Genomic DNA, 24585 nt, shown 5'->3' with positions numbered 1-24585 from the left:
ACACGCGGCGGCCCCCGGCGCCCCCGGGGCGCCGGGGGCCGCCGGGTGACGGGGGCCGCCGGGTGACGGGCCGGTCAGGCCGCGGTCAATGCCTGGCCGCCCAGGGCGTCCGCGTCGACGTCGGCGGGGCGCAGCGCCAGGGCGAGCACGTCGGCGACGTCGGCGAGGGTGTGGACCGTCAACGCCTCACGGACCTCGGCCGGCAGGTCGTCGAGGTCCGGCTCGTTGCGGGCCGGGATGATCACCTCGGTCAGGCCGGCCCGGTGGGCGGCGAGCAGCTTCTGCTTCACCCCGCCGATGGGCAGCACCCGGCCGGAGAGAGTCACCTCACCGGTCATCCCGAACTCGGGCCGCACCGGCCGGCCGGCGGCCAGCGAGGCGAGGGCGGTGACCATGGTGATGCCGGCGCTGGGGCCGTCCTTGGGCACCGCGCCCGCCGGCACGTGCAGGTGGATCCGCCGCCCGGCGAGGGCGTTCGGGTCCAGCCCGAGCCGGCGCCCGTTGGAGCGCAGGTACGACAGCGCGATGTGCGCGGATTCCTTCATCACGTCGCCGAGCTGGCCGGTCAGGGTCAGCCCCGGCTCGCCCTCCATGCTGGTGGCCTCGATGAAGAGCACGTCGCCGCCGGCGCCGGTGACCGCCAGGCCGGTCGCCACGCCGGGCACCGCCGTCCGCTCCGCCGACTCCGGGGTGAACTTCGGCCGCCCGAGGTAGGTGGCGAGGTTGTCGGCGTCGACACGGACCGGCGCCGGGTCGGTGGCCAGGGCCACCGCGACCTTGCGGAGGATCTTCGCCAGCGCCCGTTCGAGCTGGCGCACGCCGGCCTCCCGGGTGTACTCGCCGGCGATCCGGGCGAGGGCGTCGTCGCCGAAGCCGACCTCCTCGACGGTCAACCCGGCCCGTTCCCGCTGCCGGGGCAGCAGGTGGTCCCGGGCGATGGCGACCTTCTCCTCCTCGGTGTACCCGTCCAGGGTGACCAGCTCCATCCGGTCCAGCAGCGGGCCGGGGATGGCCTCCACCACGTTGGCGGTGGCCAGGAAGAGCACGTCGGAGAGGTCGAGGTCGACCTCCAGGTAGTGGTCGCGGAAGGTGTGGTTCTGCGCCGGGTCGAGCACCTCCAGCAGGGCGGCGGCCGGGTCGCCGGAGTAGCCGACGGCCAGCTTGTCGACCTCGTCGAGGAGCACGACCGGGTTCATCGAGCCGGCCTCGCGCAGGGCGCGCACGATCCGGCCAGGCAGCGCGCCGACGTACGTGCGGCGGTGGCCCCGGATCTCGGCCTCGTCGCGGACACCGCCGAGGGAGACCCGGACGAAGTTGCGCCCGAGCGCGCGGGCGACCGACTCGCCGAGGCTGGTCTTGCCGACACCGGGCGGGCCGGCCAGGGCGAGCACCGCGCCGGAGCCGCGGCCACCGACGACGCCGAGGTTCCGCTCGGCACGCCGGTTGCGCACCGCGAGGTACTCCAGGATGCGGTCCTTCACGTCGGCCAGGCCGGCGTGGTCGGCGTCGAGCACCGCGCGGGCCGCGGCCAGGTCGGTGTTGTCCTCGGTACGGGTGCTCCACGGCATCTCCAGCACCGTGTCGAGCCAGGTGCGGATCCAGCCCGCCTCCGGGGAGGCGTCGCTGGCCCGCTCCAGCTTGCCGACCTCGCGCAGCGCCGCCTCGCGTACCTTCTCGGGCAGGTCGGCGGCCTCGACGCGGGCGCGGTAGTCGGCGGAGCCGTCCGGCTCGTCCTCGCCGAGTTCCTTGCGGATGGCGGCGAGCTGCTGGCGGAGCAGGAACTCCCGCTGGGACTTCTCCAGCCCCTCGCGGACGTCGGTGTTGATCTGCTCGGCGATCTCCTGCTCGGCCAGGTGGTCCTTCACCCAGCCGACGAGCAGTTCCAGCCGGGCGGTGACGTCCGGCGCGGCGAGCAGCTCGGTCTTCTGGGCGAGGCTGAGCCAGGAGACGTAGCCGGCCGAGTCGGCCAGCTCGGAGAGGTCGGTCATCCGCTCGATCGCGTCGATGACCTGCCAGGCGCCGCGCTGCTGGAGCACGGACGTCATCAGGGCGCGGTACTCGCGGGCGAGTTCGCGGGCGCGGCCGGCGGGGGCGGGCTCGTCGAGTTCGGTCGCCTCGACCCAGAGGGCGGCGCCGGGTCCCGGGACCCCGGAGCCGATCCGGGCGCGGGAGAGGCCGCGGACGACGGCGGCCGGTTCGCCGCTGGGCAGCCGGCCCACCTTCTCGATGGTGGCGACCGCGCCGATCGGGCCGTACTCGCCATCGAGGCGGGGTACGGCGAGCAGCTTGCCCTCGCCGGTGGCGCGGGCCGCGTCGACAGCGGCCTGGGTGGTGGGGTCGAGGGTCACCGGGATGACCATGCCGGGCAGCAGCACGGCGTCGGTCAGGGGCAGTACCGGAAGAGTTGCCATCGAACACCTGCTATCGCGTTGAGTTGAGCGTGTCCAACTCAAGTAACAAAGCGTTCCCCTTGTTCCGCACTGTGACCCAGACCACTTCCCCGCGCCACCTGGCGCGTCCGGGAGCATCAACTCACGCACCGGCGCCGAGGCCGCGGCGCTCGCCGGCCACGCCGACGTGCTGGCCACCCGAACTCCCCCGCCTTTGCGCCGGCCGCGCCGATTTCCCGCGATAACGCGACCCGCCGAAATGAAAACGACGCGTATTGTTGCGCAATTGCGGTGCGATAGGTCAAACTTTGACCACACCCCGCCCCACACAGGGAGTAATTGGCGATGGCGAGAAAAGTAATCACTGTTCTGACCGACGACCTCGACGGCGGAAAGGCTGACCGGACCGTCGAGTTCAGTCTGGACGGCGTGGCGTACACCATCGACGTCTCCGACGAGAACGCGGGCGTGCTGCGCAAGGCCCTCGACCCGTACATCAGCGCTGGCCGGCGGATCGGGCGCGGCACCGTCGACGTCGGGCGGGCACCCCGCCGGGCGGGCACCCCGGGCGGCGCGGGAATGGACCGGGAGCAGAACCGGGCCATCCGGGAATGGGCCGTCAAGAACGGCTACAAGATTTCCGAGCGCGGCCGCATCCCGGTCGAGGTCGCCGAGGCGTACAAGAACCGCTGACCTGGCGCCGGGTTCACGCTCGCGTCCACGCGGGGTCACGCTGCGGAATCAGCGGGGCCCCGCCGGTCTTTTCCCACGGCCGCCCATTCGCACGGCCCGCATCCGGCGGCGGACGCATTCGCGGGCGGCGCATTCGCCGAGCGGCCCCCACGGATCGCCGGGCGACCCCCGAGTGACCGCGCCGGGCGGATTCCCGCGACCGGACGGAACCGGGATCCGGCCCGAGGACCGGCGACCCGCCCAAGGCGGCGAAGCGGCCGGTGGCGACCCGGGCGGCCCCGGGCGCGGGTGATCACCGCCACGATTCGTGCCCGCGCGACCCGAGACCGTCGCACCCCCGGAGTGTAATGAGCGACAGCTTTGTCGGGCATTACGCAAACGCATCTCGGGGGTGGCGGATGACGCGCTGGTGGAGCCAGACGGCCGGCGGGTTGCCCCGCACGTTCTGGTACCTCTGGACGGCCACGCTGATCAACCGGCTGGGTAGCTTCGTCGCCATCTACCTCGGCGTCTACCTGGTCTCGGTGCGGGGCTTCAGCCCCGCGTACGCCGGAGTGGTGATCGGGTTGCACGGGGCCGGCAGCGCGGCGGGGAGCGTGCTCGGCGGGGTCGTCGCGGACCGGTGGGGGCGGCGGCCGGCAATGCTGGCCGGCAACGTGGCCGCCGCCGCCGCGGCGCTGTCGCTGGGCCTGAGCAACCACCCCACGGCGGTCGCGGCGCTCACCCTCCTGCTCGGGCTCTTCCTCGGCGTCGCCCGACCGGCCTTCACCGCCACCATCATCGACGTGGTGGGCGAGCGGGACCGGCTGCGCGCCCTGACGCTCAACTACTGGGCGATCAACATCGGGTTCGCCGTCGCCGCGACCGTCGCCGGCCTGCTGGTCCGCGCCGATCCGCTGCTGCTGTTCCTGGTCAACGCGGCGGTGCTGCTCGGCACCGCCGCGCTGATCGGGTTGAAGGTGCCCGAGTCGCGCCCCGCCCCGGTCACCGTCGGGCAGTTCACCCGCGCCGACTCCGGCGGGCTCGGCACGGTGCTGCGCGACCGGGTCTTCCTGACCTTCACCGCCCTCACCGGGCTGGCCTGGCTCTGCATCCAGGGCAGCGTGATGCTCCCCGTCGCGTTGCAGGCCGACGGCCTGCCGGCGTCGGCGTACGGGCCGGTCATCGCGGTCAACGGGCTGATGATCGTACTGGGGCAGCTCTTCGTGCCCCGGCTGGTCGGCCGCTTCGACCGGTCCCGCACCATCGCCGCCGCCGTCGTGGTGGTCGGCGCCGGCTTCGCGCTGACCGCGCTGGCCGACGCGGTGTGGTTCTACGCGTTCACGGTCGCCGTCTGGACGCTCGGCGAGATGCTGATGACCCCGGCGAACTCGGCGCTGACGGCGGACCTGTCGCCGGCGGCGCAGCGCGGCCGCTACCAGGGGGTCTACTCGCTCGGCTACGCCTTCGCCAGCTTCGCCGGGCCGACCCTCGGCGGGCTGGTCGCCGCCCGGTTCTCCACCGACGCCCTCTGGCTGGGCCTGTTCGGTCTGGCCCTGCTGGTCGCCGCCGGCAACCTCCTCGCGGTCCGCCCCCGGGCCAGGCGGATCGAGGCCCTGCGGGCCGGTGCCACCTCGGCCGCCGCCCCCGGCCGGACGGCGGCAGCCGTGGCCTGACGACAGGCGGGGACCGCCGGGGTGCGCCGGGGCGGGTCAGTCCGCGCAGAGGTGCGCGAAGGCGAACCCGTGCGCCATCTCGTCGCGCCGCGACTCGAGCAGCCGGATGTCGGCGAGCAGCTCCTCGCGGGGCGTCAGGACCGGCTCGGCCGTCTCCAGCTCGCGCAGCCGCTGGCCGACGGCCATCGCCGCCAGGTCCTCGGCCAGGCGGGCCGGGTCCACGCCGGCGGAGACCCGCTGCTCGTGCACCGTCACCCGCTCCACGAGGCAGGCGCCGGGACGCACCTCGACCCAGCTCCACCCCTCGGCCGGCCCGCCCCGCCAGCTCAGGTGCAGCCCCCGGACGATCGGGTCCACCAGCCTCCGCGACACGTACGCGTCGACCGCCGCGGCCCGGGCCAGCGCGCCGAGGTCGTTGACGTGGCCCGTCCGCCCGTCGGGCAGCCGGCCGAAGATGTCGCGGAACCCGATCGGGGGCACCTCCCCCGCCTCCGGCTCCCCCGCACCGAGCGCCGCGTAGGCGCGGGCGTCGAGCACGTACGCCACGATCCGTCGCCCGTGCTCGTCGGCGCGTAACGTGGGCGACCCGATCCGCAGCACCGCCAGGCCGACCGCCTCGGCGACCACGTTCTTCATCCGCTCGGCGCGCTGCCCGGCGGAGCCGGCGGGCGCGACCGGGCCGACCTCCACGGCGAAGACCGGCCGGGCCGTGTCGGCGGCGCAGACGACGAAGTCGTAGCCCTCCCGGGTGGCCGTACTCCACTGGTGGCCGGTGATGCCGGTCGGACGCCCGTGTGCGAGTTCGCCGAGGCGGCGGGCGCCGTACACGAGCTGGCCGGCCCGGGTGAGCAGCGGGCCGCGACCGCCGTCCCCGGTCACCGCGCGCAGCCAGGAACCGTCCCCGCCACCGGTGCTCGTCATCCGCGTGATCCGTCCGTCCTGCCGTCGCCCGGGCCGACTCGTCGGCCCGGAGCGAGTCTAGGCCGTCGATCATGGCCGGAGCCGGGGTGGTGCGGCGGGGGCGGCACGAGCGGGGAATTCGGTTGAGCCGCCCGGGGCCGCCCGGTGGGATGGGCCGGTGACGCTCTTCCTGAGCACCGACCGGCTGGTGCTGCGCGAGTTCACCCCCGACGACGCGGAACTCCTCGTCGATCTGGACGGCGACCCCGAGGTGATGCGATACCTCACCGGCGGGCGTCCCACCCCGCCGGAGGTGGTCCGGCAGCGCACCCTGCCCCGGATCCTCGCCCACTACCGGCGGCCGCCGGGGTTGGGCTGGTGGGCGGCCCTGGGCCGGGGGTCGGGCGAGTTCCTGGGCTGGTTCGAGTTCCGCCCGACACGCGACGGCGACGCCCGCGAGGTGGAGCTGGGCTACCGCCTGCGCCGGGCGACCTGGGGCGGCGGCCTCGCCACCGAGGGCTGCCGGGCGCTGATCGACAAGGGCTTCACCGAGCTGGGCGTGCAACGGGTCACCGCGAACACGATGGCCGTCAACGCGGCCTCCCGCCGGGTGATGGAGAAGTCCGGGCTGCGCTTCGTGCGCACGTACGTCGGGGACTGGCCGGAGATGATCGACGGGGCGGAGCACGGCGAGGTCGAGTACGCGTTGACCCGGCAGGAGTGGCTGGCCCCCGCCGCCGGGGCATGATCGAGCGGGACCGGTTGTCGACAGGGGGTGCGCGGTGCGGGTCGTGTCGCTGGTGCCGTCGCTGACCGAGGCGGTGGCGCTGACCCTGCCCCACCTGCTGGTCGGGGCCACCGACTGGTGCACCCACCCGGCGGGGCTGGACGTGGCGCGGGTCGGTGGCAGCAAGTACCCCGACCTGGACCGGGTGCTCGCGCTACGACCGGACGTGGTGCTGCTCAACGTCGAGGAGAACCGCCGCGTCGACGCCGAGGCCCTGGCCGCGGCCGGCGTGCCGGTGCGGGTCACCTACCCGCGGACCGTCGACGAGGCGCTGACCGAGCTGGGCGACCTGCTCCGCGAGCTGGGCGCGCCGGCGGAGCCGGAGTGGCTGGCGGCGGCCCGCCGGGCGTGGGCCGCCCCGCCGGCGGCCGGGCCGCCCCGCCGGGCGGTGGTGCCGGTCTGGCGTCGCCCGTGGGTGGTGCTGGGCGCCGACACGTTCGCCGGGGACGTGCTGCGCCGACTCGGCGTCACCAACCTGTACGCCGACGACGCCGAACGCTATCCCCGTCCGAGCCTCGAGGAGCTGCGCGCCCGAAAGCCGGAGCTGGTGGTGCTGCCGGACGAGCCGTACCGGTTCACCGCCGACGACGGGCCGGAGGCGTTTCCCGGCATCCCGTGCGCGCTGCTCTCCGGGCGGCACCTGACCTGGTACGGCCCGTCCCTGGCCGCGGCGCCCGCCCTGCTCTCCGCCCAGCTCGCCGACCCGGTCGTCCGGCCGGGCTGACCGCCCGGGCACGTCGCCCGGCGGTCGACGCGCCCGTCGGGTCAGGCGCCCGCGTGCCGGCGCTCCCGACGGACGGCGAGCACGCTCCAGCCGATCGCGACCGACAGGGTCAGCACCACCACCGCGAGGGTGAGCCAGACCGGCAGCTTCCCCACCGGCGTCTCGGCCAGGATCAGCTTCGCCCCGGCGAAGGCCAGCAGCACGGCCAGCCCGTACCGCAGGTAGCCGAAGTGCCGCAGCAGCCCGGCCAGGCAGAAGTAGAGACTGCGCAGCCCGAGCACGGCGAACGCCGTCGCCGTCCAGACCAGGAACGTGTCGGTGGTGATGGCCAGGATCGCCGCCACCGAGTCGATCGCGAAGACCACGTCGGTGGCCTCGATCGCGATCAGCGCGACCAGCAGCAGGGTGGCTCTGCGCCGGCCGTCGACCCGGACGGTGAACCGGCCGCCGTGGTAGCGCGGCTCGGTGGGGACCAGCCGCCGGAACACCCGGACCGCGACGTTGCGGTCCGGTTCGACGTCCGGCTCGCCGCGCACCGCGAGCCGCCCCCCGGTCCAGACCAGGAAGGCACCGAGCACGACCCCGGCCCAGGCCAGCCGCTCCAGCAGCGCGGCACCGGCGAAGATGAAGGCCAGCCGGAACGCGAGGGCCCCGACGACCCCCCAGAAGAGCACCTTGTGCTGGTAACCGGCGGGCACCCGGAAGTAGCCGAACAGCAGCGCGAAGACGAAGACGTTGTCGACCGAGAGCGCCTTCTCCAGCAGGTAGCCGGAGAAGTACGCCACGGCGGGCTCGCCGCCCCACCAGAGCCAGACCACCAGGCCGAAGGTGAGCCCGGCGGTGATCCAGACGCCGCTCCACACCAGCGCCTCGCGCAGCTCGATCACGTGGTTGTCGCGGTGGGAGAGCAGGTCCACGGCCAGCATGACGGCGATGACCGCGCCGACCGCCGCCCAGGCCCACAGCGGCGCCGCGAACGTCGCCTCGTCCACCCGGCGCCCTCCGCATCCACGACGGGACAGGGCGGCTCCGCTCCCGGCGCGCGCCGCATGCCCGGCGGCTCCGGCGCGGGCGCGGTCCCCGCGGCGCGGGGCTCGGCGGCGGAGCCACCCCGCGCCCGCCCCCGAGCCTAGGCGAGCCGCCCACCGGCCGACGGCCGTCCGGGCAAGTCGGCGGACGCCGGCCAGGCCCGGTCGCCGCTACCCGGCGGCTCCCGGGCCCCGGGTGCCGGCGGCCGTCGGCCGAAGGGGTGCGCGGGCCGGGCGGGCGGCACGCCGACGGGCCCCGCCCGGACGGCGGGGCCCGGGCGTCGCCGGTCAGGCCACCGGGGTGGCCCGGCCCGCGTCCCGCTCGACCAGCGTGCGGTCGTCGACGTCGTACGCGATGGTGCTGGTCACCCGGACCACGCCGCTGACCTGCCCGGCCAGCCGCCCCGCCAGCTCGACCGCGCTGCGCCGGTCCAGCCGGCCGTCGAGCGTCACCTCACCGTCGCGCACCTGGACGGTGACCAGGCCGTCCCGCACCGCGAGCACCCGGCGCAGCACCTCCTGCACCACGTCCTCGCGGATCTCCGCGTCCGTACGCAGGTGCACCCGCAGCAGGTCGCCCCGGGTGACGATGCCGACGAGCCGGCCCAGATCGTCGAGCACCGGCAGCCGCTTCACCGACTCCCGGTCCATCTGCCGCGCGGCGGCGGAGATCGTCGCCTCCGGCCAGGTGGTCACCGGCGGCGCGGTCATCAGTTCGCGGGCCAGCAGCGCGTCGGCCTTCTCCCGGGCGCTGCGGCGCCGCCGCCCCTCGAAGATCCGCCGCTCGTCCGGGTGACCGGCCCGCTCCACCTTGTGCAGCAGATCCGACTCGGACACCACGCCGAGCACCCGGCGGAACCCGTCCACCACGGGCACGCCGCTGATGCCCCGCCGGACCAGCGCGTCGACGATCTCGCGGTAGGGGGTCTCCTCCCCCACCGTCGCGACGTCCCGCGTCATCACGTCGCCCACCTGCCACGTCCTCATCACGACCTCCCTGCCGTTGGCACCTGCGACGGTATGGCCACGACCGCCCGCCGGGTCAGGGTCGCGAGACCGGGTCGGCACGGCCGGGTGGACCGGTGTGGAAGGGGCCCAAGGTCCCGGTCCGACGGGGCCCGGTCGGCCCTGCCCGGCGAGCGTCGGCGGGTGTCCAATGAAGATGCCACCGGGAAGCGCGGTGCGAGGCACACGAAGGGACGTGGAGACAATGACCACGACCGAACGGATCACCGCCGGGACCATCGCCCCTGCGACACAGACCCGGCACCCCGCCGAGACCACCCGGGAGCGTGCCACCCGGTACGTCTTCGCCGGCATCCGCATCGCCCTCGGCTGGACCTTCCTCTGGGCGTTCCTGGACAAGGTCTTCGGCCTGGGGCACGCCACCGAGGCGAAGAACGCCTGGATCAACGGCGGCAGCCCCACCAAGGGCTTCCTGACCTTCGGCGCGGCCGGCCCCTTCAAGGGCTTCTACAACGGCATCGCCGGGGCCGCCTGGGCGGACGTTCTCTTCATGGCCGGCCTGGCCGCGATCGGCGTGGCGCTGCTGCTCGGCATCGGGATGCGCATCGCCGCCGTCGCCGGCGTGGTGCTCTACGTGATGATGTGGACGGTCGTCCTGCCCCCCGAGAACAACCCCTTCCTCGACGACCACCTGCTCAACGCGGCCCTGCTGGTCGGTCTCGCGCTCGTCAACGCCGGCGCCACCCTGGGCCTGGGCGCGGCCTGGGCGAAGCTCCCCCTCGTCCGGCGGTTCCCCTGGCTCCGCTGACCTGGTCCGGCACCTCACCCAGCGGGCGTCACCACCGGTGACGCCCGCTGGTCCGTGCGTACGCCCGAGTCGTCGCGCCTGGCCGGACCCGGCTCTCCGGCCCGGCGGCGCCGAGGGGCTCGCGCATCGCCGACACGTCGACGCACACGAGCGGCTCCCGGGACCGCCGCGCGCCGACCGGTCGCCATCCGGCAGGATGGTGACCGGGACATCAGGACCGAAACGGCAGGAGACTCCCGTATGAACCAGGCAGCAGGCGCCCGCTCCGGCAAGCCCGAGGTGGGCCCGATCGAGGGCGCGCCGCCCGCCGATCTCGTCATCGAGGACATCACCGTCGGCGAGGGACCGGAGGCCCAGCCGGGGCAGCTGGCCGACGTCCACTACGTGGGGGTCGCGCACTCCACCGGCCGCGAGTTCGACTCCTCCTGGAACCGGGGCGAGACGTTCGAGTTCGGGCTCGGCGCCGGGCAGGTCATCGCCGGCTGGGACCGGGGCGTGGTGGGCATGCGGGTCGGCGGCCGGCGCCGGCTGACCATCCCGCCGCACCTGGGCTACGGCAACCGGGGCGCCGGAGGCGTCATCAAGCCGGGCGAGACCCTGGTCTTCGTCGTCGACCTGGTCGGCGTGCGCTGAGCCGTTGAGCACGGGCCCGGGGCCGACCCGCCCGCGCGCGGTCGGCCCCGGGCCGCACACGCACCCCGATCGGTCGGGGGTGGTCAGCAGGCCACGAGCTCCCGGTCGGCGCAGGCGTCGACGATCGGGATGACCCGGTGCAGGCCGGTGGCCCGCAACACCCGCGCGACCACCGGGTCGGGGTGCAGCAGCACCAACTCGCCGCCCCGGGCGCGGATGCGCAGGTGCGCGGCGACCAGCGCCCGCACCCCGGCGGCGGAGAGCACGCGGACGCCCGAGAGATCCAGCCGGAGCACCGGCCGGGCGGGGGCCGCCCAGAGCGCGGAGCGGAACGCGGCGACCGTGGCGATGTCGACCTCGCCGATCGCCCGCACGTCCACCACGTAGTCGTCCACGCTGACCTCGACGTGGAACCTGTCCTCACGCTGCCCCATGCCGACGAATCTAGCCCCCACCACCGACATTTCCGCCCTGCCCAGGGACGGGATCCGGGTCCACCCAGGGTCACCCCCGAGGGCCTCCCTGATCCTCCTCAGGGAGGAGGACCGCACCGCCGCGGTGAGCTCCGGCCCACCCGCGCCGCCGCCCGGCGTCGAGAGCCGGCGGGTGCCACACCGTGTCCCGCCGGCTCGGCAGGTCGGGGACCGGCCCGCCTGGCGGCGGACCGGTCCCTGGTGTGCGTACGGCCGGGTCAGCCGCCGCGGACGGACGGCGCCGGCACCGGCGAGCCCCCGGCCACGGCGCCCGGGTGCGGGGCCTGCGACGGGGCCGGCCGGAGCCCGGCCGGCACGGGCAGCGCGCTGCCCTTGGCGAACTCGTCCCAGCCGACGTTCCACGCGGTCCAGCCGTTGCCCTCGTTCAGCCCGACCTCGGTGCCCTTGATGGTGACCAGGTCGCCGACCTGCGTGACGCCCATCAGCCAGTCCGCGGCCTCGTTCGAGACGTTGGTGCAGCCGTGCGAGACGTTGGTGTTGCCCTGGTCCCCCACCGACCACGGCGCCGCGTGGATGAACTCACCGCCCCAGGTGAGGCGTTGGGCGTCCTCGACGTCGACCACGTAGGGGTCGGCCGAACCCCGGGTGTCGAACGTCGTCTGCTCGTGCTTCTCCATGATCACCATCTTGCCGCTGGAGGTCGGCGTGCTCGGCTTGCCCATGCTGACCGGGATCTTGCGGACGACCTTGCCGTCGCGCACCACGGACATCTGCTTGGTCGCGTTGTCGATCTCCAGGGCCACCTGCCGGCCGATCTTGGACGTGGCGGTCCGGTCGGAGTCGCCGACCCGGTCCTTGCCGATCGGCAGGCCCTCCAGCCCGGCCCGGACGCTGATCGTGGTGCCCGGGCGCCAGAAATCGGGGGCCCGGTAATAGACCTGGCTGCCGTCGGACACCCACGACCAGGTACCCGGCTGCGGCGGGTCGGTCTTCACGAACAATCGGCGCTGCACGTCCGCCCTGGCCTCTTTCGGAATGGGCGGGTCGAAGGCGACGGTCACCGGCATGGCGGTGCCGTACGTCCGGTTGCCGGCGAAATACAACGTGCTGGTGATTTCCGGCTTCGACGATTTCGGCATCGTGGTGAAGGTGGTCTTCCGGGTGGTGGTCTTCCCCGAGTCGCCCGTGGCGGTCACCTCCGCGGTGTAGGTGCGCCGCGGCTGCAACGGCCTGCTCGGCACCCAGCCCGAGCCGTCCTCCCGGGGCTCCGCCTTGATCTCCGCGCCCTTGTCGTCGGTGATCCGGACCGACGTGACCCGTCCGCCCTTGACGACGGTCCCCACCTCGGCGCTGACCGGCACCTCGCGGGCGCGGTCGGCGGGCGTCACGGCCAGCTCCGGGGCCGCCGCCCGGCCCTCGGCCGACCCGGCACCCGGTTTGCGGTCGGCGGTGCACCCGCCGAGGGCCAACGGCGTGGCCGCGATGGTCACGGCCAGAACCGTCAGTCGCCGCCTCAACTTCATGATGCGTCCCCCCGTTAATTGGCGTCCTCCGCCACATTCTCTCCATACCGCCCGGATGGGCGCGCAATTTTCGGCGAAAAGGGAAACGCAATTATGGGGGGCATTTGCCGGACTGCGCGGAATGAGTCCGGGTGCCCCCGTTTCCGGATCCGTCCGGGATCGCCCGGACCCGCACCGCCGGAGCCCGGCCATGCCGCCGCGTCCCGGTTGCGCCGCCCCGCGCCGTTCCCACCCGACCCACCCCCGGTGCCCCGCCCCGGCCTCGTGCCGGTGGCGACGGCAACGGCCGGGCGACCTCGGCCACCTGTGTGGCGCCGGCTCAGGTCCAGTCGTCGTCGCCGTGGTTGCGTTCCCACCGGCCGCCGACCGGCGGGGTGTCCATGCGGATGGCGGAGTCGGCGTTGCCGGCGAGGTCGTTGTCCTCCACCCGGCAGTCCACGCAACTGCCCTCGTCGGTGATCCAGAGGCCGTGGTTCTGGGTGCTCGGGTGCTTGTTGTCCCAGATCCGGTTTCCCCGGATGGTGGCCGAGTCGACCGCCGCGTTGATCGTGATGCCGGCCCGCACCGGCGGGCCGGCCGGCAGCTCGTACGGCGTTCCCGGCAGCGGCGTGCCCCCGCTCCATCCGCTGGAGGCGTCGGGGCGAATCGGCGCGAGCGTCAGCTCGGTGTCGTCGTTGGCGGCCACCATGGCGATCCCGTCGCCGACGCGCACCACCTTGCCCCGGTGACCGTCGTTCGGCCAGGTCGCCCGCCGGTCCACCACCTTCCGCTCGCTGTAGCGCACCGAGTCGCCGTGCCCGCTCATCGCCGGCGCGCACTGCCGCCCGTTGTTGCGGATCCGGTTGCCGACCAGGATCATGTCGCGGAGCGGGCGGTCGATGCGGATGGCGTCGGCGCTGTTGCCGTAGAAGTCGTTGCTCTCGATGACGATCTCCTCGGCGATCCGCTGCTCCACGCCGCCGAGGTTGCGCTGGTGGTAGCCGTACCGGCCGTTGCCGCTGATCCGGTTGCCGCGGATCGTGTAGGGGCCCGGGGTGTTGCCGATGCTGACCCCGTCGCCCAGGTTGCCGTCGATCACGCAGTCGGTGAGCAGGCCACCCCGCCCGGCGGTGTGCGTGGTGCCCTTCGCCGAGACGTGGAAGCCCGCCTCCAGGTTGCCGGTCATCGTGCAGGCGGAGACGATCAGACCGTTCGCGCCCCAGTCGGAGATACCGAACCGGTTGCCCTGGGCGTGGCAGCCGATGATCCGCACCCCGCGCGGGCGCAGGTGATTCGCCTCCTGCAACTCCAGGAAGATCCCGTTCGTCGCGTTGGCCACCGCGCTGCAGTTGACGATGTTGAACCGTTCGACGCTGCCCCAGCCGCCGATGCCGATGCCGATGCCCGCGCCGCCCATCTCGGTGCCGTTGTCCAGCCGCCCGCAGCCGACCACCAGCACCCCGTCGATCAGGCAGTCCTGGAGGAAGTCGCAGCCCAGGCCGGTGGCGGCGGTGTGGTGGATGTACAGGTTGCGGAACATGCCCCGGACGACGTACTGCAGGCCGAGACCCTTGGCCAGCGGGTTGTAGTCCGCCGACGCCACGCCCGAACCGTCGATCTCGAAGTCGGCGAACGTGCAGTCGGCCAGGTGGCGCTCCCGGCCGGCCCCGTGCTGCTGCGCGGTGTGGAAGGCCAGCGGCGCGGGATCGGCCCGGTTGCCGGCGTTGCTGAGCACGAAGCGGGTCGCCCCCGGGCCGGCCCCGATCAGCGACACCCCGGAACGCCAGACGGTGCCCGAGTCCCGCATCGAGTACACCCCCGGCGGGCAGTAGATGATCCGGACCCGGCCGTCGGCGGCGTACGCGTCGCCGAGGCGGTCCACCAGCGCCGCCAGGGCCGGCTGGTCGTTGGTCTCGCCGTCGCCCACCAGGCCGTGCTCCCGGGCGTCGCAGAGCAGCGGGGCACCGGCGACCGCGTAGCGGCGCACGCCGCCGGCGGAGGGCATGTCCGGGTACGCCACCTCGTCCTCCCCTCGGCGGGACAGCCAGGCCCGCATTCCCGGACCGCATTCGGGGAAACGCCGGCCGCGACGGCGACGGCCCCGGCACCGCCGGGAGGCGGAACCGGGGCCGTCGCAGCGGGTCAGACGTTGGCGATCAGCAGCGCCGGCTGCTCGACGCAGTCGGCGACGTGCCGCAGGAAACCGCCCGCCACCCCGCCGTCGCAGACCCGGTGGTCGAAGGTCAGGCTGAGCTGGGTCACCTTCCGCACCGCGAGCTGCCCGTCCACCACCCACGGCTTGTCCACGATCCGCCCCACCCCGAGCAGCGCCGCCTCGGGGTGGTTGATGATCGGCGTGGAGCCGTCGACGCCGAAGACGCCGTAGTTGTTCAGCGTGAAGGTGCCGCCGGTGAGCCGGGCCGGGGGCAGCGTGCCGGCCCGGGCCGCCGAGGTGGTCGCGGTCAGCTCGGCGGCCAGCTCGGCGGTGGTGAGCCGCTGGGCGTCCCGCAGCACCGGCACGACCAGCCCCCGGTCGGTCTGGGCGGCGATGCCCAGGTGCACCCCGGCCGACTGGACGATCCGCTCGCCCTCGGTGTCGACGCGGGCGTTGAGCTGCGGGAACCGGCGCAGCCCGGACAGGCAGATCCGGGCGAGCAGGGCCAGGATGCCCACCGGCGCGTCCGGGGTCGCCGCGTTGATCGCGGCCCGGGTCTCCAGCAGCCCGGTGGCGTCGACGTCCACCCAGATGGTCACCTCGGGGATCTCCCGCCGGCTGCGGGAGAGCTTGTCGGCGATCGCCTTGCGGATGCCGGTCAACGGGACGACCACGTCCGCCGCCTCCGGCGCGGCCGGCCCGGCGGGCTGGTCCGGCACCGCGGCGAGCCGGGCGGCCGGCGAGGCGGCCTCGGCCGCGGCGGCCTCCACGTCGGCGCGGCGCACCACCCCGCCGGGGCCGGTGCCGCGCAGCGCGGCCAGGTCGAGGCCGTGCTCGCGGGCCAGCCGACGCACGATCGGCGAGATGACCAGGGGCGCCGCGTCGTGCGGGCGGTCCGCCGCCACCGCCGGGGCGGCGGGCGCCGCCAGGGGCTCGGCCGGGCGGGGGTCGGGGGCGACCGCGAGGCGGGGCCGGCGACGCCGCCGCCCCGAGCCGCCGTGGCCCGTGCCGTACCCGATCAGGACGTTGCCGGAGCCGGCGCGCTCCTCCTCGCGGTAGGTGGCGTGCCCGGCGGGCTCGTCGCCGGCCCCGCCGTCGCCGCCCACCGGCGCGATGGTGACCAGCGGCTGGCCGACCGGGCGGACCTCACCCGCCGCGCCGTGCAGCGCCACGACCCGCCCGGCGTACGGGCAGGGCACGTCGACGACGGCCTTGGCGGTCTCCACCTCGACGACGGTCTGGTCCACCGTGACCACGTCGCCCACGGCGACCCGCCACTCGACGATCTCGGCCTCGCTCAGCCCTTCCCCAAGGTCGGGCAGGAGGAAGACCTGCGTCCCGTCCACGGTGGTCACGCCGCGCTCCCCCGGGTCAGCCAGCGCCCGTCCGGCTGGTCGTCCCACTGGAGTCGGGCCACCGTGTCGAGGATCCGGTCCACCGACGGCAGGTGGGTGTGCTCCAGCATCGGCGCCGGGTAGGGGATGTCCAGGCCGGACACCCGCAACACCGGGGCGTGCAGGGCGTGGAAGCAGCGTTCCTGCACCCGGGCGGCGATCTCGGCGCCGACCCCGGCGAAGCCCTGCGCCTCGTGGATCACCACGCACCGGCCGGTGCGGCGGACCGAGGCGGTGACAGTCTCGTCGTCGAACGGCACGATGCTGCGCACGTCCACCACCTCCAGGTCCCAGCCCTCCTCGCGGGCGGCCTCGGCGGCCTCCAGCGCGACCGGCACCGCCGGCCCGTACGCGACGAGGGTGGCGTCGCGGCCCGGGCGGCGCACGACCGCGCGGCCGATCGGCGGGGCGGTCGCGGGCAGCTCCGCGTCGGCGCTGGAGAAGTAGAGCTTCTTCGGCTCCATGAACACGACCGGGTCGGGGTCGTCGATCGCCTGGCGCAGCAGCGAGTACGCGTCCTCGACCGTCGCCGGGGTGACCACCTTCAGGCCGGGGGTGTGGGCGTAGTACGCCTCGCTGGAGTCGCAGTGGTGCTCGACCCCGCCGATGCCGCCGGCGTACGGCACCCGGATGACGATCGGCACGCTGAGCGCGCCCCGGGTGCGGTTGCGCAGCTTCGCCACGTGCGAGGCGATCTGCTCGAACGCCGGGTACGCGAACGCGTCGAACTGCATCTCGACCACCGGGCGCAACCCGGACATGGCCATGCCGACGGCGAAGCCGACGATGCCGGCCTCGGCGAGCGGGGTGTCGAAGCAGCGCTTGTCGCCGAACCGGGCCTGGAGGCCGTCGGTGATCCGGAAGACGCCGCCGAGCGCCCCGACGTCCTCGCCGAAGACGACCACCCGGTCGTCGTCGAGCATCGCGTCGGCGAGCGCGGCGTTGAGCGCCTTCGCCATGGTCAGGGTGGCCATCAGCGCTCACCCTCCTCGTCTGCGGCGGCGGCCAGCTCGGCGCGGACCTGCTCGCGCTGCTCGACCAACTGGGGGGTGGGCTCGGCGTAGACGTGGTCGAAGAGGCTCATCGGGTCGACCGTCGGCTGCGCGTTCATCCGGGTACGCAGGTCGGCGGCGTACGCCTCGGCCTCGTCGGCGATCGCGGCGACCCGCGCGTCGTCGAGCACGTCCCGCGCCCGCAGGTACGTCTCCAGGCGGGCGACCGGGTCCCGGTCCCGCCAGGCGTCGACCTCGGCGCCGTCGCGGTAACGGGTGGCGTCGTCGGCGTTGGTGTGCGGCTCCATCCGGTAGGTGTGCGCCTCGACGAGGAACGGCCCCAAGCCTGCGCGGGCGTGCGCGACCGCGCGGGTGAGCACCGCGAGGACGGCGACCGGGTCGTTGCCGTCGACCTGCTCGCTGGGCACGCCGTAGCCGACGCCCTTGTACGCCAGCGACGGCGCGGCGGTCTGCCGGGACAGCGGGACGCTGATGGCGTACTTGTTGTTCTGCACGAAGTAGACGACCGGCGCCTTGAACACGGCGGCGAAGTTCACGCCCTCGTGGAAGTCGCCCTCGCTGGTGGCCCCATCGCCGATGAAGGCCAGCGCGACGGTGTCCCGCCCCTGGTACGCCTCGCCGTAGGCCAGCCCGGCGGCGTGCACGCACTGGGTCGCCAGCGGGGTGCACTGCGGGGCGGTGTGCCGGGCCGCGGGGTCGTACCCGCAGTGCCAGTCGCCGCGCAGCAGGGTCAGCACCTCGACCGGGTCGATGCCCCGGGAGACCAGCGCCATCGACTCCCGGTAGGTCGGGAAGACCCAGTCGTCCTCGCGCAGGGCGAGGATCGCGCCGACCTGGCAGGCCTCCTGGCCGCGCGAGGACGGATAGACCGCCAGCCGGCCCTGCTTGGTCAGGGCGGTGGCCTGGATGTCGAAGCGGCGGCCGATGACCATCCGCCGGTACATGTCGGCGAGCGCCTCGACGGGCGGCTCGGGGTAGTCGGCGTGGGCGGGCAGCGGCGTGCCGGCGGGATCGAGCAGGCGGACCGGCTCGGTGGCCGGCAGCAGCGGCTTGGCCGGGTCGGGCGGGGTGGCCGCCCGGCGCCTGCGCGGGGATGCCCTGCGGACCGCCTCGGGTGTGGTCGTCACGGCGGGACCTCCTGGGACGTGTGGTGGGCCTATGCTCCTGCCGTCGGATGATTGACTCAAGATCCATGACAAACGCGGGACGGATGGCATGCGGGAGGCATCGAGATGAGCCAGGAGTCCGGGCCGAGCGCGGAGTCGACCGCCGGAACGGGACGTTCGGCCCGCCCCCTGGACGAGGTCGACCGGCGGATCCTCGACGAACTGGTCCGCGACGGCCGCACCTCCGTGCGCACCCTCGCCGAACGGATCCACATCTCCCGCACCAACGCGTACGCGCGGGTGGAGCGGTTGCTGCGCGACGGGGTGATCACCGGTTTCCGGGCCCAGGTCGCGCCCGAGGCGGCGGGGCTGGGCACCTCGGCGTACGTTGCGCTCAAGATCGAGCAGAACACCTGGCGGGAGGTGTCGGCGGAGCTGGCCCGGGTGCGCTACATCGAGCACGCCGCGCTGCTCGGCGGCGACCACGACGTGCTGGCCCTGGTCCGGGCGCCGGACAACGCCACGCTGCGGGACGTGGTGCTGGGCCGGGTGCAGAGCATCGCCGGGGTGCTGTCCACCCGCACCTGGCTGGTCTTCGACGAGTTCGACGGCGACCGCAGCCCGTGGGAGTGAGCGTCGGGCTGGCCGGGCAGGCTCGCCGCTCCGGCGGCCCGCCGGCCGGGCCCGCGGCGGCCGGCGGGCCCGGCACTCCGGCCGCGGTCCGCCGTGGCCGGCGGGCTCAGCGCTCCGGCGGGGCCTCCAGCCCCTCCCGGTCGGCCAACTCCAGCAGCGGCTCGAGCGAGAAGCGCCGGTCGTCGAGGCCCGCGTGCGGGTCGCCTCGCTCGGCGAACCGGGCCGGCATCGTGGTGACGTCGAAGTCCTCCGGCCGCGCGTCGTCCAGCTCCGACCAGTCCACTGGCGCGGAGACCAGCGCCTGCGGGGTGGGGCGGATGGAGTACGCCGAGGCCATCGTGTGGTCCCGGGACATCTGGTTGTAGTCGACGAAGACCGGGCGGTCCCGCTGCTCCCGCCACCAGGTGGTGGTGACCAGCTCCGGCAGCCGGCGCTGCATCTCCCGGCCCAGCGCCAGCACCGCCCGCCGGCACTCGCCGAAGCTCCACCGGGGCTCGATCGACAGGTAGACGTGCAGGCCCCGCCCGCCGGTGGTCTTCGGATAGCCCGTCAGCCCCAGCTCGTCGAGGAACGCGCGCACCTCGTGGGCCACCGGCACCACCTGGTCGAAGCCCACCCCCGGCATCGGGTCGAGGTCGATCCGGAGCTGGTCGGGCCGCTCGACGTCGGCGGCGGAGACCGGCCACGGGTGGAAGCGCAGCGTGCCGAGGTTCGCCGCCCAGATCACCACGGCCAGCTCGCTCGGCGCGACCTCGTCGGCCGTACGCCCGCTCGGAAAGGTGATGTGGGCGGTGCGCACCCACTCGGGCGCCCCCGCCGGGAGCCGCTTCTGGTAGAAGGCGTCGCCCCGGTTGTCCTGCCGGGTGCCGATCTTCGCCCCCGGGAAGACGCCGCGCGGCCACCGCTCCAACATGGTCGGCCGGTCCCGCAGGGCGCGCAGGACGCCGTCGCCGACGGCCAGGAAATACCGCACCACGTCCAGCTTGGTCAGCCCCAGCTCGGGGAAGTACGGCTTGTCGGGGCTGGAGACGCGGACCAGCCGCTCCCCCACCTTGATCTCCTCGGCCGGCGTCGCCACGCCCCACACCGTAACCCGGCGGGCCGGTCGGCACGGCCCGTCGCGGCCCCCGGCGAAGCGCGTCTCCGACCCGGCCGGCGGCCGTCGGGCTCAGTCTCAGGCGATCAGCATGATGCCGACGGCCATGAGCGGCAGACCGACGAACAGGAAGATCCCGATCCCGGTGAGCACCCGCCCCTCGCCGGCGGCCTCGCGTTCGGGCGCCACGCCGAAGGTGGCGCGCGCCCCCATCATGCCGATTCGGCTCAGGGTGAGGTCACCGGTGATCCCGAGCAGCCCCCCGACCACCACGAGGGCGATGCCGAAGCGGTAGACGAAGTCGCCGCCGCCCAGGGCGACCCAGACCCCGGCGGCGGCCGCGACCACGACGAGCGCGATCACGAACAGCACCAGTGCTTCCCGCAGACCCCTGACGACCGTCATCGGCGGCTCCATCCCGTGCGACCCGGATGGACATTCTGCCGGTCGACCGCCGTCCGCGCTGCCCCGTACGCCGGGCGTACGCGAGATGGCCGGGCGGCCCGTCTCCGGCCGCCCGGCCACGTCGGGCCGAACTCAGCTCATCTCCTCCTGGAGGCGCGACATGAGCATCTTCTTGCCCTGCTCACCCGCCTTGCGGTTGTTCTCCTGCATCTTCCGGAACCAGGTGGCCAGTTCCGTGTCGCCCCGCGACTCCGCGTCGGCGATATACGTGTCCAGTTTCCAGATGTGCTGCAACGACATCTGCAGGACGTGGATCAGGTCGTAGTTCTGGTCCTTGACCGGGCTGATCATTTCCTTGGTCATGGTCGCCACGGACGTACCTCCCCATCTCGCTCTTCGCCGTTCGGTGGCAGCAGCGCTTACCCGGCCTGGTCCCGTTCACGCCCGACGGCGGGACTACCATGCCGGGGCGGAGGGGGGCGTTCGTGCGCGGACGGATGGGGTACGTGTCGCTGGCGTTGGTGCTTGTCGCCGCCGGCTGCGCGGGCGAGCCGCCGCCTACCGCCGCCGACGTCACCGGTGTCTGGTGCGGCCCGGAACGGGACGTGCTCACCCTCGACGCGGCCGGCGGATTCACCGTCACCGACGTCTCCGCCTCGCTGATCGACGAGGTTCTGCACGACGAGGACTTCGTGCCGGGCTACCGGCGGGAGACCGAACACGCGGGCGCGGTGCCGCGGCACGGCGCCGGCCGGTGGCGCGTCTTCGTGGACCACGGCGACATGTTCCAGGCCCGGCGCGACCACGTCGTGCTCGACTGGTCGAGCTTCGAGTCGGTCCAGGTGGACGAGGAGCTGGAGCTGACGATCGCCGGGGAGGGCGCGGGCCTGGTGCTCGGCGTGGAGCGCGTCGAGTCAGGCTTCACCACCCTCTTCGCCCGCTGCCCGGCGACCTGAGGGTCCCGCCGCCCGCCGCGGCGGCGGGGGGCGGTTATCCGGGGCGGGCCTCGGGTAGGGGGTGCCGCATGGCGGAACTGGCAGCGCTCTGGATCGTCCGGCACGGCGAGAGCACGGCGAACGTGGCGGCCACCGCGGCCGAGGCGTCCGGCGCCGAGCTGATCGACCTGACCCACCGGGACGCGGACGTGCCGCTGAGCCCGACCGGGGAGGAGCAGGCCAGGGCCACCGCGCGCTGGTTGGCCGGGCTGCCCGAGGCCCGCCGGCCCGACGTCGCGGTGGTGTCGCCGTACCTGCGGGCCGTGCGGACCGCCGAGTTGGCCCTGGCCGGCACCGGGATTCCACTCACCCGCGACGAGCGGCTGCGCGACCGGGAACTCGGCATCCTGGACGGGCTGACCGGGTACGGGGCGCGCCGGCGCCACCCGGAGGAGGCGGCGCGCCGGGACCGGCTCGGCAAGTTCTACTACCGGCCGCCGGGCGGCGAGTCCTGGACGGACGTGGCGCTGCGCCTGCGCGCCCTTCTCGGCGACCTGCGCCGCGACCACGAGGGCCGGCGGGCGCTGCTGTTCGGCCATGACGCCCTGGTCTTCCTGACCCGTTACCTGGTGGAGGGGCTGACCGAGGCGGAGCTGATGGCGCTGACCCGGGAGCACGTCATCGCCAACTGCTCGATCACCGGCTGGTCCGCCGGGGCCGACGGCCGGCTGAGCCTGGACGTGTTCAACGACGTCGGCCACCTGCGGGCCCAGGGCGCCCGGCCGACCAGGGAGGACGAGGTCCATGCCGAACCGGTCTGACACGCTGGTGATCACCCCCTGGCTGCTACGGGACTGGGCGCTGCCGGTGCCGACCGGGGGCAAGGAGGCCCGGGGCACGGTGCTGGTGGTCGGCGGCTCCCGGTTCACCCCCGGGGCGGTGCTGCTCGCCGGCGTGGCCGCGCTGCGGGCCGGGGCCGGGGTGCTCCAGCTCGCCGCCGCCGAGTCCACCGCCGCCGCGCTGAGCATCCAGGTGCCCGAGGCGCTGGTGGTGGGCCTGCCCGAGAAGGCCGACGGCGCGGTCGCGGGCGGGCCCGGCGAACTGCTGGGCGACCTGGTGGCCGAGGCGGACGTGGTCGCCCTCGGCCCCGGCCTGAAGGACATCGACGAGACGGGGGCGCTGCTGCGCCTGGTGCTCGACGCGGCCGCCCGGGAGACGGCGCTGGTGCTCGACGCGTACGCCCTGGGTGCGCTCAGCCACGCCCCGGACCTGCTGGTCGGGTCCGGACGGCCGGTGGTGCTCACCCCCAACCTCACCGAGGCGCGGCACCTGCTGGGCCGGGACCCGAGCGACGACCTGGACGCCGAGGCCATCGAGCTCGCCGGCCGGTACGACGCCGTGGTCTCGCTCTACGGCCACGTCTCCACACCCGACGGGCGGAGCTGGCGGGAGGAGAGCGGCGACGCGGGGCTCGGCACGTCCGGCAGCGGGGACGTCCGCGCCGGACTGCTGGCCGGGCTGCTGTCGCGGGGTGCCGAGCCGGCGCAGGCCGCGTGCTGGGCGGCGTTCGCCCACGCGGTGAGCGGCCAGCGGCTGGTGCCGCGGTTCGGCCGGATCGGGTTCCTCGCCCGGGAGCTGCTGGACGAGATTCCCCACACCCTCGCCACCGTCTGACACTTCCTTGTCTGGCCGAACGGATGTGTGTAACGCCACACTCCGCTCCTACGCTGGTGGGTCGGAGGAGGGCACCCCCGCCCGCCTCCCGCCGGCCGCTCCCCGCCAGGGGGCGTATCCGGCTGGAAACAGCCCCCTGGGAGTCTGTGTGAAGAACCTCCGTCGCAAGACACTGGCTGCCGCGTCCGCCGTGACACTCGGTGTCGGCCTCGCCGTCACCGGCGGGCTTGCCCCGGCGGCGTCGGCCGCCGGCCCGGACACCACGTTCCTGGTCCTCGCCCCGCAGGGCGCGAAGACCGACAAGGCGGCCGCCCGCGTGGCCGCCGCCAAGGGCACCGTGGTGGCCAGCTACGACCAGATCGGCGTGCTCGTCGTCCGGTCGGCCAACCCCGACTTCGTCACGGACGTGGCGGGCGCGGGCGTCGACTCGGTGGCGTCCACCGCCGGCCTGGGCACCGCCCTGGAGGAGGGCGAGACCCTGGAGGTCTCCGCGGCCGTGGCGGCGAACGCGACCGCCGACCCGACCAAGGAACCCATGTTCGGTCAGCAGTGGGACATGCCGATGATCGACGTCCCGCAGGCCCACGCCGTCAACGCCGGCAGCGCCAGCGTGGTGGTGGGCGTGCTGGACAGCGGCATCTCCTCCAGCCACCCTGACCTGAAGGACCAGATCGCCAAGGACAGGAGCGCGTCCTGCGTCGGCGGTGTCGCGGACACCACCGAGGCGGCCTGGAACCCGACCGTCTCCGACCACGGCACGCACGTGGCCGGCACCATCGCCGCCGCCGTCAACGGCGTCGGCGTGACCGGTGTGGCGCCGGGTGTCAAGGTGGCCGCCGTCAAGGTCGTCAACGATGACCGGTTCATCTACCCCGAGGCCGCGCTCTGCGGCTTCATGTGGGCGGCCGACCACGGCATGCAGGTCACCAACAACAGCTACTTCATCGACCCGTGGGAGCTGAACTGCCGCAACGACGCGCGCCAGCGCCCGGTGTGGCAGGCCGTGCAGCGGGCCATCCGCTACTCGCAGAGCAAGGGCGTGCTCCACGTCGCGTCGGCGGGCAACTCGAACTGGGACCTCGCCCACAAGATCACCGACACCGGCAGCCCGAACAACCTGCCGCCGACGGAGGACCCGGAGACCCGGGAAGACCTCACCAACTCCTGCCTCGTCCTGCCGGGCGAGGCGCCGGGCGTGGTGACCGTCTCGGCGGTCGCCCCGACCGGCAAGAAGAGCTACTACTCCTCGTACGGCCTGGGCGTCGTGGACGTCACCGCGCCCGGCGGTGACACCCGGTTCCGCACCAACGGCGTCAGCCCGACCCCGACCGACGGCATCCTGTCGACCACCTTCGACACGGCGACGAAGACCAACGGCTGGGGTTACAAGCAGGGCACGTCGATGTCGAGCCCGCACGCGGCCGGCGTCGCGGCGCTGGCCCTGTCGGCCCACCCCGGCATGACGCCGGGCCAGCTGGCGTCCTTCCTGGAGCGGACCGCCGAGTCGGTCCCCTGTGAGGAGGGGGTCTGGGAGCCGCGGCCGGGCTTCCCGGCCACCTGCACGGGGGGCGAGCGCAACTCGTTCTACGGCGCCGGCATGGTCAACGCGTACAACGTGGTGAAGTAGCAGCACGGCACGACCCGTGGTGGGGCC

24 protein-coding genes are annotated in these 24585 nt (G+C 74.2%); 11 read left to right on the top strand and 13 right to left on the bottom strand.

Annotated elements, in window-relative coordinates:
* Window positions 1–74 precede the first annotated feature (74 nt).
* Window positions 75–2411: an endopeptidase La gene (gene lon, locus ACGFZ2_RS01070; protein ID WP_393448813.1), complete on the bottom strand. Its 2337-nt coding sequence runs from the start codon at window positions 2409–2411 to the stop codon at window positions 75–77.
* Window positions 2412–2735: 324 nt separating this feature from the next.
* On the opposite strand from lon, the gene ACGFZ2_RS01065 reads away from it, so the two are divergent.
* Both ACGFZ2_RS01065 and ACGFZ2_RS01060 read left to right on the top strand, forming a co-directional pair.
* Window positions 2736–3083 carry an Lsr2 family protein gene (locus ACGFZ2_RS01065; protein WP_357699401.1) on the top strand — a complete coding sequence of 116 codons (348 nt, stop codon included), beginning with the start codon at window positions 2736–2738 and terminating at the stop codon, window positions 3081–3083.
* Between the two features lie 398 nt (window positions 3084–3481).
* Window positions 3482–4738: an MDR family MFS transporter gene (locus tag ACGFZ2_RS01060; RefSeq protein ID WP_393448810.1), complete on the top strand. Its 1257-nt coding sequence runs from the start codon at window positions 3482–3484 to the stop codon at window positions 4736–4738.
* Between the two features lie 36 nt (window positions 4739–4774).
* Here the strand turns inward: ACGFZ2_RS01060 and ACGFZ2_RS01055 are convergent, their stop codons facing one another.
* Complete coding sequence (locus ACGFZ2_RS01055) at window positions 4775–5659, bottom strand: hypothetical protein (protein ID WP_393266160.1); 885 nt, start codon at window positions 5657–5659, stop codon at window positions 4775–4777.
* 157 nt (window positions 5660–5816) lie between these two features.
* Between ACGFZ2_RS01055 and ACGFZ2_RS01050 the strand changes: the two genes are divergently transcribed.
* Entirely contained in the window at window positions 5817–6386 is a 570-nt protein-coding gene (locus ACGFZ2_RS01050) for a GNAT family N-acetyltransferase (RefSeq protein ID WP_393266163.1), read from the top strand.
* A 34-nt stretch (window positions 6387–6420) separates the two neighbouring features.
* Complete coding sequence (locus tag ACGFZ2_RS01045) at window positions 6421–7149, top strand: helical backbone metal receptor (RefSeq protein ID WP_393266166.1); 729 nt, start codon at window positions 6421–6423, stop codon at window positions 7147–7149.
* A 41-nt stretch (window positions 7150–7190) separates the two neighbouring features.
* Here ACGFZ2_RS01045 and ACGFZ2_RS01040 read toward each other — a convergent pair whose 3' ends face one another.
* Window positions 7191–8141, bottom strand: a complete 951-nt coding sequence (locus ACGFZ2_RS01040) for a TerC family protein (protein WP_393448807.1) — start codon at window positions 8139–8141, stop codon at window positions 7191–7193.
* 324 nt (window positions 8142–8465) lie between these two features.
* Window positions 8466–9164, bottom strand: coding sequence for a CBS domain-containing protein (locus ACGFZ2_RS01035; protein ID WP_393448804.1), 699 nt, complete (start codon window positions 9162–9164; stop codon window positions 8466–8468).
* Between the two features lie 214 nt (window positions 9165–9378).
* Between ACGFZ2_RS01035 and ACGFZ2_RS01030 the strand changes: the two genes are divergently transcribed.
* Entirely contained in the window at window positions 9379–9951 is a 573-nt protein-coding gene (locus ACGFZ2_RS01030; RefSeq protein ID WP_393448801.1) for a hypothetical protein, read from the top strand.
* Between the two features lie 240 nt (window positions 9952–10191).
* Window positions 10192–10584 (top strand): FKBP-type peptidyl-prolyl cis-trans isomerase, encoded by a 393-nt coding sequence (locus ACGFZ2_RS01025; protein WP_357699385.1) that lies wholly within the window; start codon window positions 10192–10194, stop codon window positions 10582–10584.
* Between the two features lie 83 nt (window positions 10585–10667).
* On the opposite strand, the gene ACGFZ2_RS01020 is transcribed toward ACGFZ2_RS01025, so the two are convergent.
* The 6 genes from ACGFZ2_RS01020 to pdhA form a co-directional block, all read right to left on the bottom strand.
* Window positions 10668–11018: an STAS domain-containing protein gene (locus tag ACGFZ2_RS01020; RefSeq protein ID WP_393266173.1), complete on the bottom strand. Its 351-nt coding sequence runs from the start codon at window positions 11016–11018 to the stop codon at window positions 10668–10670.
* A 257-nt stretch (window positions 11019–11275) separates the two neighbouring features.
* Complete coding sequence (locus ACGFZ2_RS01015; RefSeq protein ID WP_393448798.1) at window positions 11276–12541, bottom strand: Ig-like domain-containing protein; 1266 nt, start codon at window positions 12539–12541, stop codon at window positions 11276–11278.
* A gap of 319 nt (window positions 12542–12860) precedes the next feature.
* Window positions 12861–14525, bottom strand: a complete 1665-nt coding sequence (locus ACGFZ2_RS01010; protein WP_393266591.1) for a right-handed parallel beta-helix repeat-containing protein — start codon at window positions 14523–14525, stop codon at window positions 12861–12863.
* A 137-nt stretch (window positions 14526–14662) separates the two neighbouring features.
* Window positions 14663–16030: a dihydrolipoamide acetyltransferase family protein gene (locus ACGFZ2_RS01005; RefSeq protein WP_393448795.1), complete on the bottom strand. Its 1368-nt coding sequence runs from the start codon at window positions 16028–16030 to the stop codon at window positions 14663–14665.
* Window positions 16027–17043: an alpha-ketoacid dehydrogenase subunit beta gene (locus ACGFZ2_RS01000; RefSeq protein ID WP_393448792.1), complete on the bottom strand. Its 1017-nt coding sequence runs from the start codon at window positions 17041–17043 to the stop codon at window positions 16027–16029. The genes ACGFZ2_RS01005 and ACGFZ2_RS01000 overlap by 4 nt, the downstream gene beginning before the upstream one ends.
* Window positions 17043–18209, bottom strand: a complete 1167-nt coding sequence (gene pdhA / locus ACGFZ2_RS00995; protein WP_393448789.1) for a pyruvate dehydrogenase (acetyl-transferring) E1 component subunit alpha — start codon at window positions 18207–18209, stop codon at window positions 17043–17045. Before pdhA ends, ACGFZ2_RS01000 begins: the two co-directional genes overlap by 1 nt.
* A 105-nt stretch (window positions 18210–18314) precedes the next feature.
* Here pdhA and ACGFZ2_RS00990 point away from each other — a divergent pair, with 105 nt between their 5' ends.
* The gene (locus ACGFZ2_RS00990) at window positions 18315–18821 is read left to right on the top strand and encodes an Lrp/AsnC family transcriptional regulator (RefSeq protein ID WP_393448786.1); all 507 of its coding nucleotides are present in this window, start codon (window positions 18315–18317) and stop codon (window positions 18819–18821) included.
* A 106-nt stretch (window positions 18822–18927) separates the two neighbouring features.
* Here ACGFZ2_RS00990 and ACGFZ2_RS00985 read toward each other — a convergent pair whose 3' ends face one another.
* The 3 genes from ACGFZ2_RS00985 to ACGFZ2_RS00975 all read right to left on the bottom strand — a co-directional run bounded on the left by ACGFZ2_RS00985 (window position 18928) and on the right by ACGFZ2_RS00975 (window position 20685).
* A complete protein-coding gene (locus ACGFZ2_RS00985) occupies window positions 18928–19899 on the bottom strand; it encodes a DNA polymerase domain-containing protein (protein WP_393266189.1) in 972 nt (323 codons plus the stop codon).
* Window positions 19900–19995: 96 nt separating this feature from the next.
* A complete protein-coding gene (locus ACGFZ2_RS00980; protein WP_350707556.1) occupies window positions 19996–20322 on the bottom strand; it encodes a hypothetical protein in 327 nt (108 codons plus the stop codon).
* Window positions 20323–20454: 132 nt separating this feature from the next.
* On the bottom strand, window positions 20455–20685 hold the full coding sequence (locus ACGFZ2_RS00975; protein WP_357699478.1) for a hypothetical protein: 231 nt from the start codon (window positions 20683–20685) through the stop codon (window positions 20455–20457).
* Between the two features lie 122 nt (window positions 20686–20807).
* Here ACGFZ2_RS00975 and ACGFZ2_RS00970 point away from each other — a divergent pair, with 122 nt between their 5' ends.
* From ACGFZ2_RS00970 to ACGFZ2_RS00955, 4 genes are all read left to right on the top strand, one after another.
* A complete protein-coding gene (locus ACGFZ2_RS00970) occupies window positions 20808–21278 on the top strand; it encodes a hypothetical protein (protein ID WP_393448783.1) in 471 nt (156 codons plus the stop codon).
* Between the two features lie 68 nt (window positions 21279–21346).
* Window positions 21347–22078 (top strand): histidine phosphatase family protein, encoded by a 732-nt coding sequence (locus ACGFZ2_RS00965; protein WP_393266194.1) that lies wholly within the window; start codon window positions 21347–21349, stop codon window positions 22076–22078.
* On the top strand, window positions 22062–22931 hold the full coding sequence (locus ACGFZ2_RS00960) for an NAD(P)H-hydrate dehydratase (protein ID WP_393448780.1): 870 nt from the start codon (window positions 22062–22064) through the stop codon (window positions 22929–22931). Before ACGFZ2_RS00965 ends, ACGFZ2_RS00960 begins: the two co-directional genes overlap by 17 nt.
* Before the next feature lie 148 nt (window positions 22932–23079).
* Window positions 23080–24558 carry a S8 family serine peptidase gene (locus ACGFZ2_RS00955; RefSeq protein ID WP_393266198.1) on the top strand — a complete coding sequence of 493 codons (1479 nt, stop codon included), beginning with the start codon at window positions 23080–23082 and terminating at the stop codon, window positions 24556–24558.
* The last annotated feature ends 27 nt before the right edge of the window (window positions 24559–24585 follow it).

This window comes from Micromonospora sp. NPDC048063, from assembly GCF_043202855.1.
Taxonomy (GTDB): Bacteria; Actinomycetota; Actinomycetes; order Mycobacteriales; family Micromonosporaceae; genus Micromonospora.
This window is presented reverse-complemented; position numbering and strand designations above follow the sequence as displayed.

Bases quoted from the DNA above. Each gene is read 5' to 3' on its own strand.
- lon (WP_393448813.1), bottom strand. From the start codon at position 2,411: ATGGCAACTCTTCCGGTACTGCCCCTGACCGACGCCGTGCTGCTGCCC.
- ACGFZ2_RS01065 (WP_357699401.1), top strand. From the start codon at position 2,736: ATGGCGAGAAAAGTAATCACTGTTCTGACCGACGACCTCGACGGCGGA.
- ACGFZ2_RS01060 (WP_393448810.1), top strand. From the start codon at position 3,482: ATGACGCGCTGGTGGAGCCAGACGGCCGGCGGGTTGCCCCGCACGTTC.
- ACGFZ2_RS01055 (WP_393266160.1), bottom strand. From the start codon at position 5,659: ATGACGAGCACCGGTGGCGGGGACGGTTCCTGGCTGCGCGCGGTGACC.
- ACGFZ2_RS01035 (WP_393448804.1), bottom strand. From the start codon at position 9,164: ATGAGGACGTGGCAGGTGGGCGACGTGATGACGCGGGACGTCGCGACG.
- ACGFZ2_RS01025 (WP_357699385.1), top strand. From the start codon at position 10,192: ATGAACCAGGCAGCAGGCGCCCGCTCCGGCAAGCCCGAGGTGGGCCCG.
- ACGFZ2_RS01020 (WP_393266173.1), bottom strand. From the start codon at position 11,018: ATGGGGCAGCGTGAGGACAGGTTCCACGTCGAGGTCAGCGTGGACGAC.
- ACGFZ2_RS01015 (WP_393448798.1), bottom strand. From the start codon at position 12,541: ATGAAGTTGAGGCGGCGACTGACGGTTCTGGCCGTGACCATCGCGGCC.
- ACGFZ2_RS01010 (WP_393266591.1), bottom strand. From the start codon at position 14,525: ATGCCCTCCGCCGGCGGCGTGCGCCGCTACGCGGTCGCCGGTGCCCCG.
- ACGFZ2_RS01000 (WP_393448792.1), bottom strand. From the start codon at position 17,043: ATGGCCACCCTGACCATGGCGAAGGCGCTCAACGCCGCGCTCGCCGAC.
- ACGFZ2_RS00990 (WP_393448786.1), top strand. From the start codon at position 18,315: ATGAGCCAGGAGTCCGGGCCGAGCGCGGAGTCGACCGCCGGAACGGGA.
- ACGFZ2_RS00980 (WP_350707556.1), bottom strand. From the start codon at position 20,322: ATGACGGTCGTCAGGGGTCTGCGGGAAGCACTGGTGCTGTTCGTGATC.
- ACGFZ2_RS00975 (WP_357699478.1), bottom strand. From the start codon at position 20,685: ATGACCAAGGAAATGATCAGCCCGGTCAAGGACCAGAACTACGACCTG.
- ACGFZ2_RS00965 (WP_393266194.1), top strand. From the start codon at position 21,347: ATGGCGGAACTGGCAGCGCTCTGGATCGTCCGGCACGGCGAGAGCACG.
- ACGFZ2_RS00960 (WP_393448780.1), top strand. From the start codon at position 22,062: ATGCCGAACCGGTCTGACACGCTGGTGATCACCCCCTGGCTGCTACGG.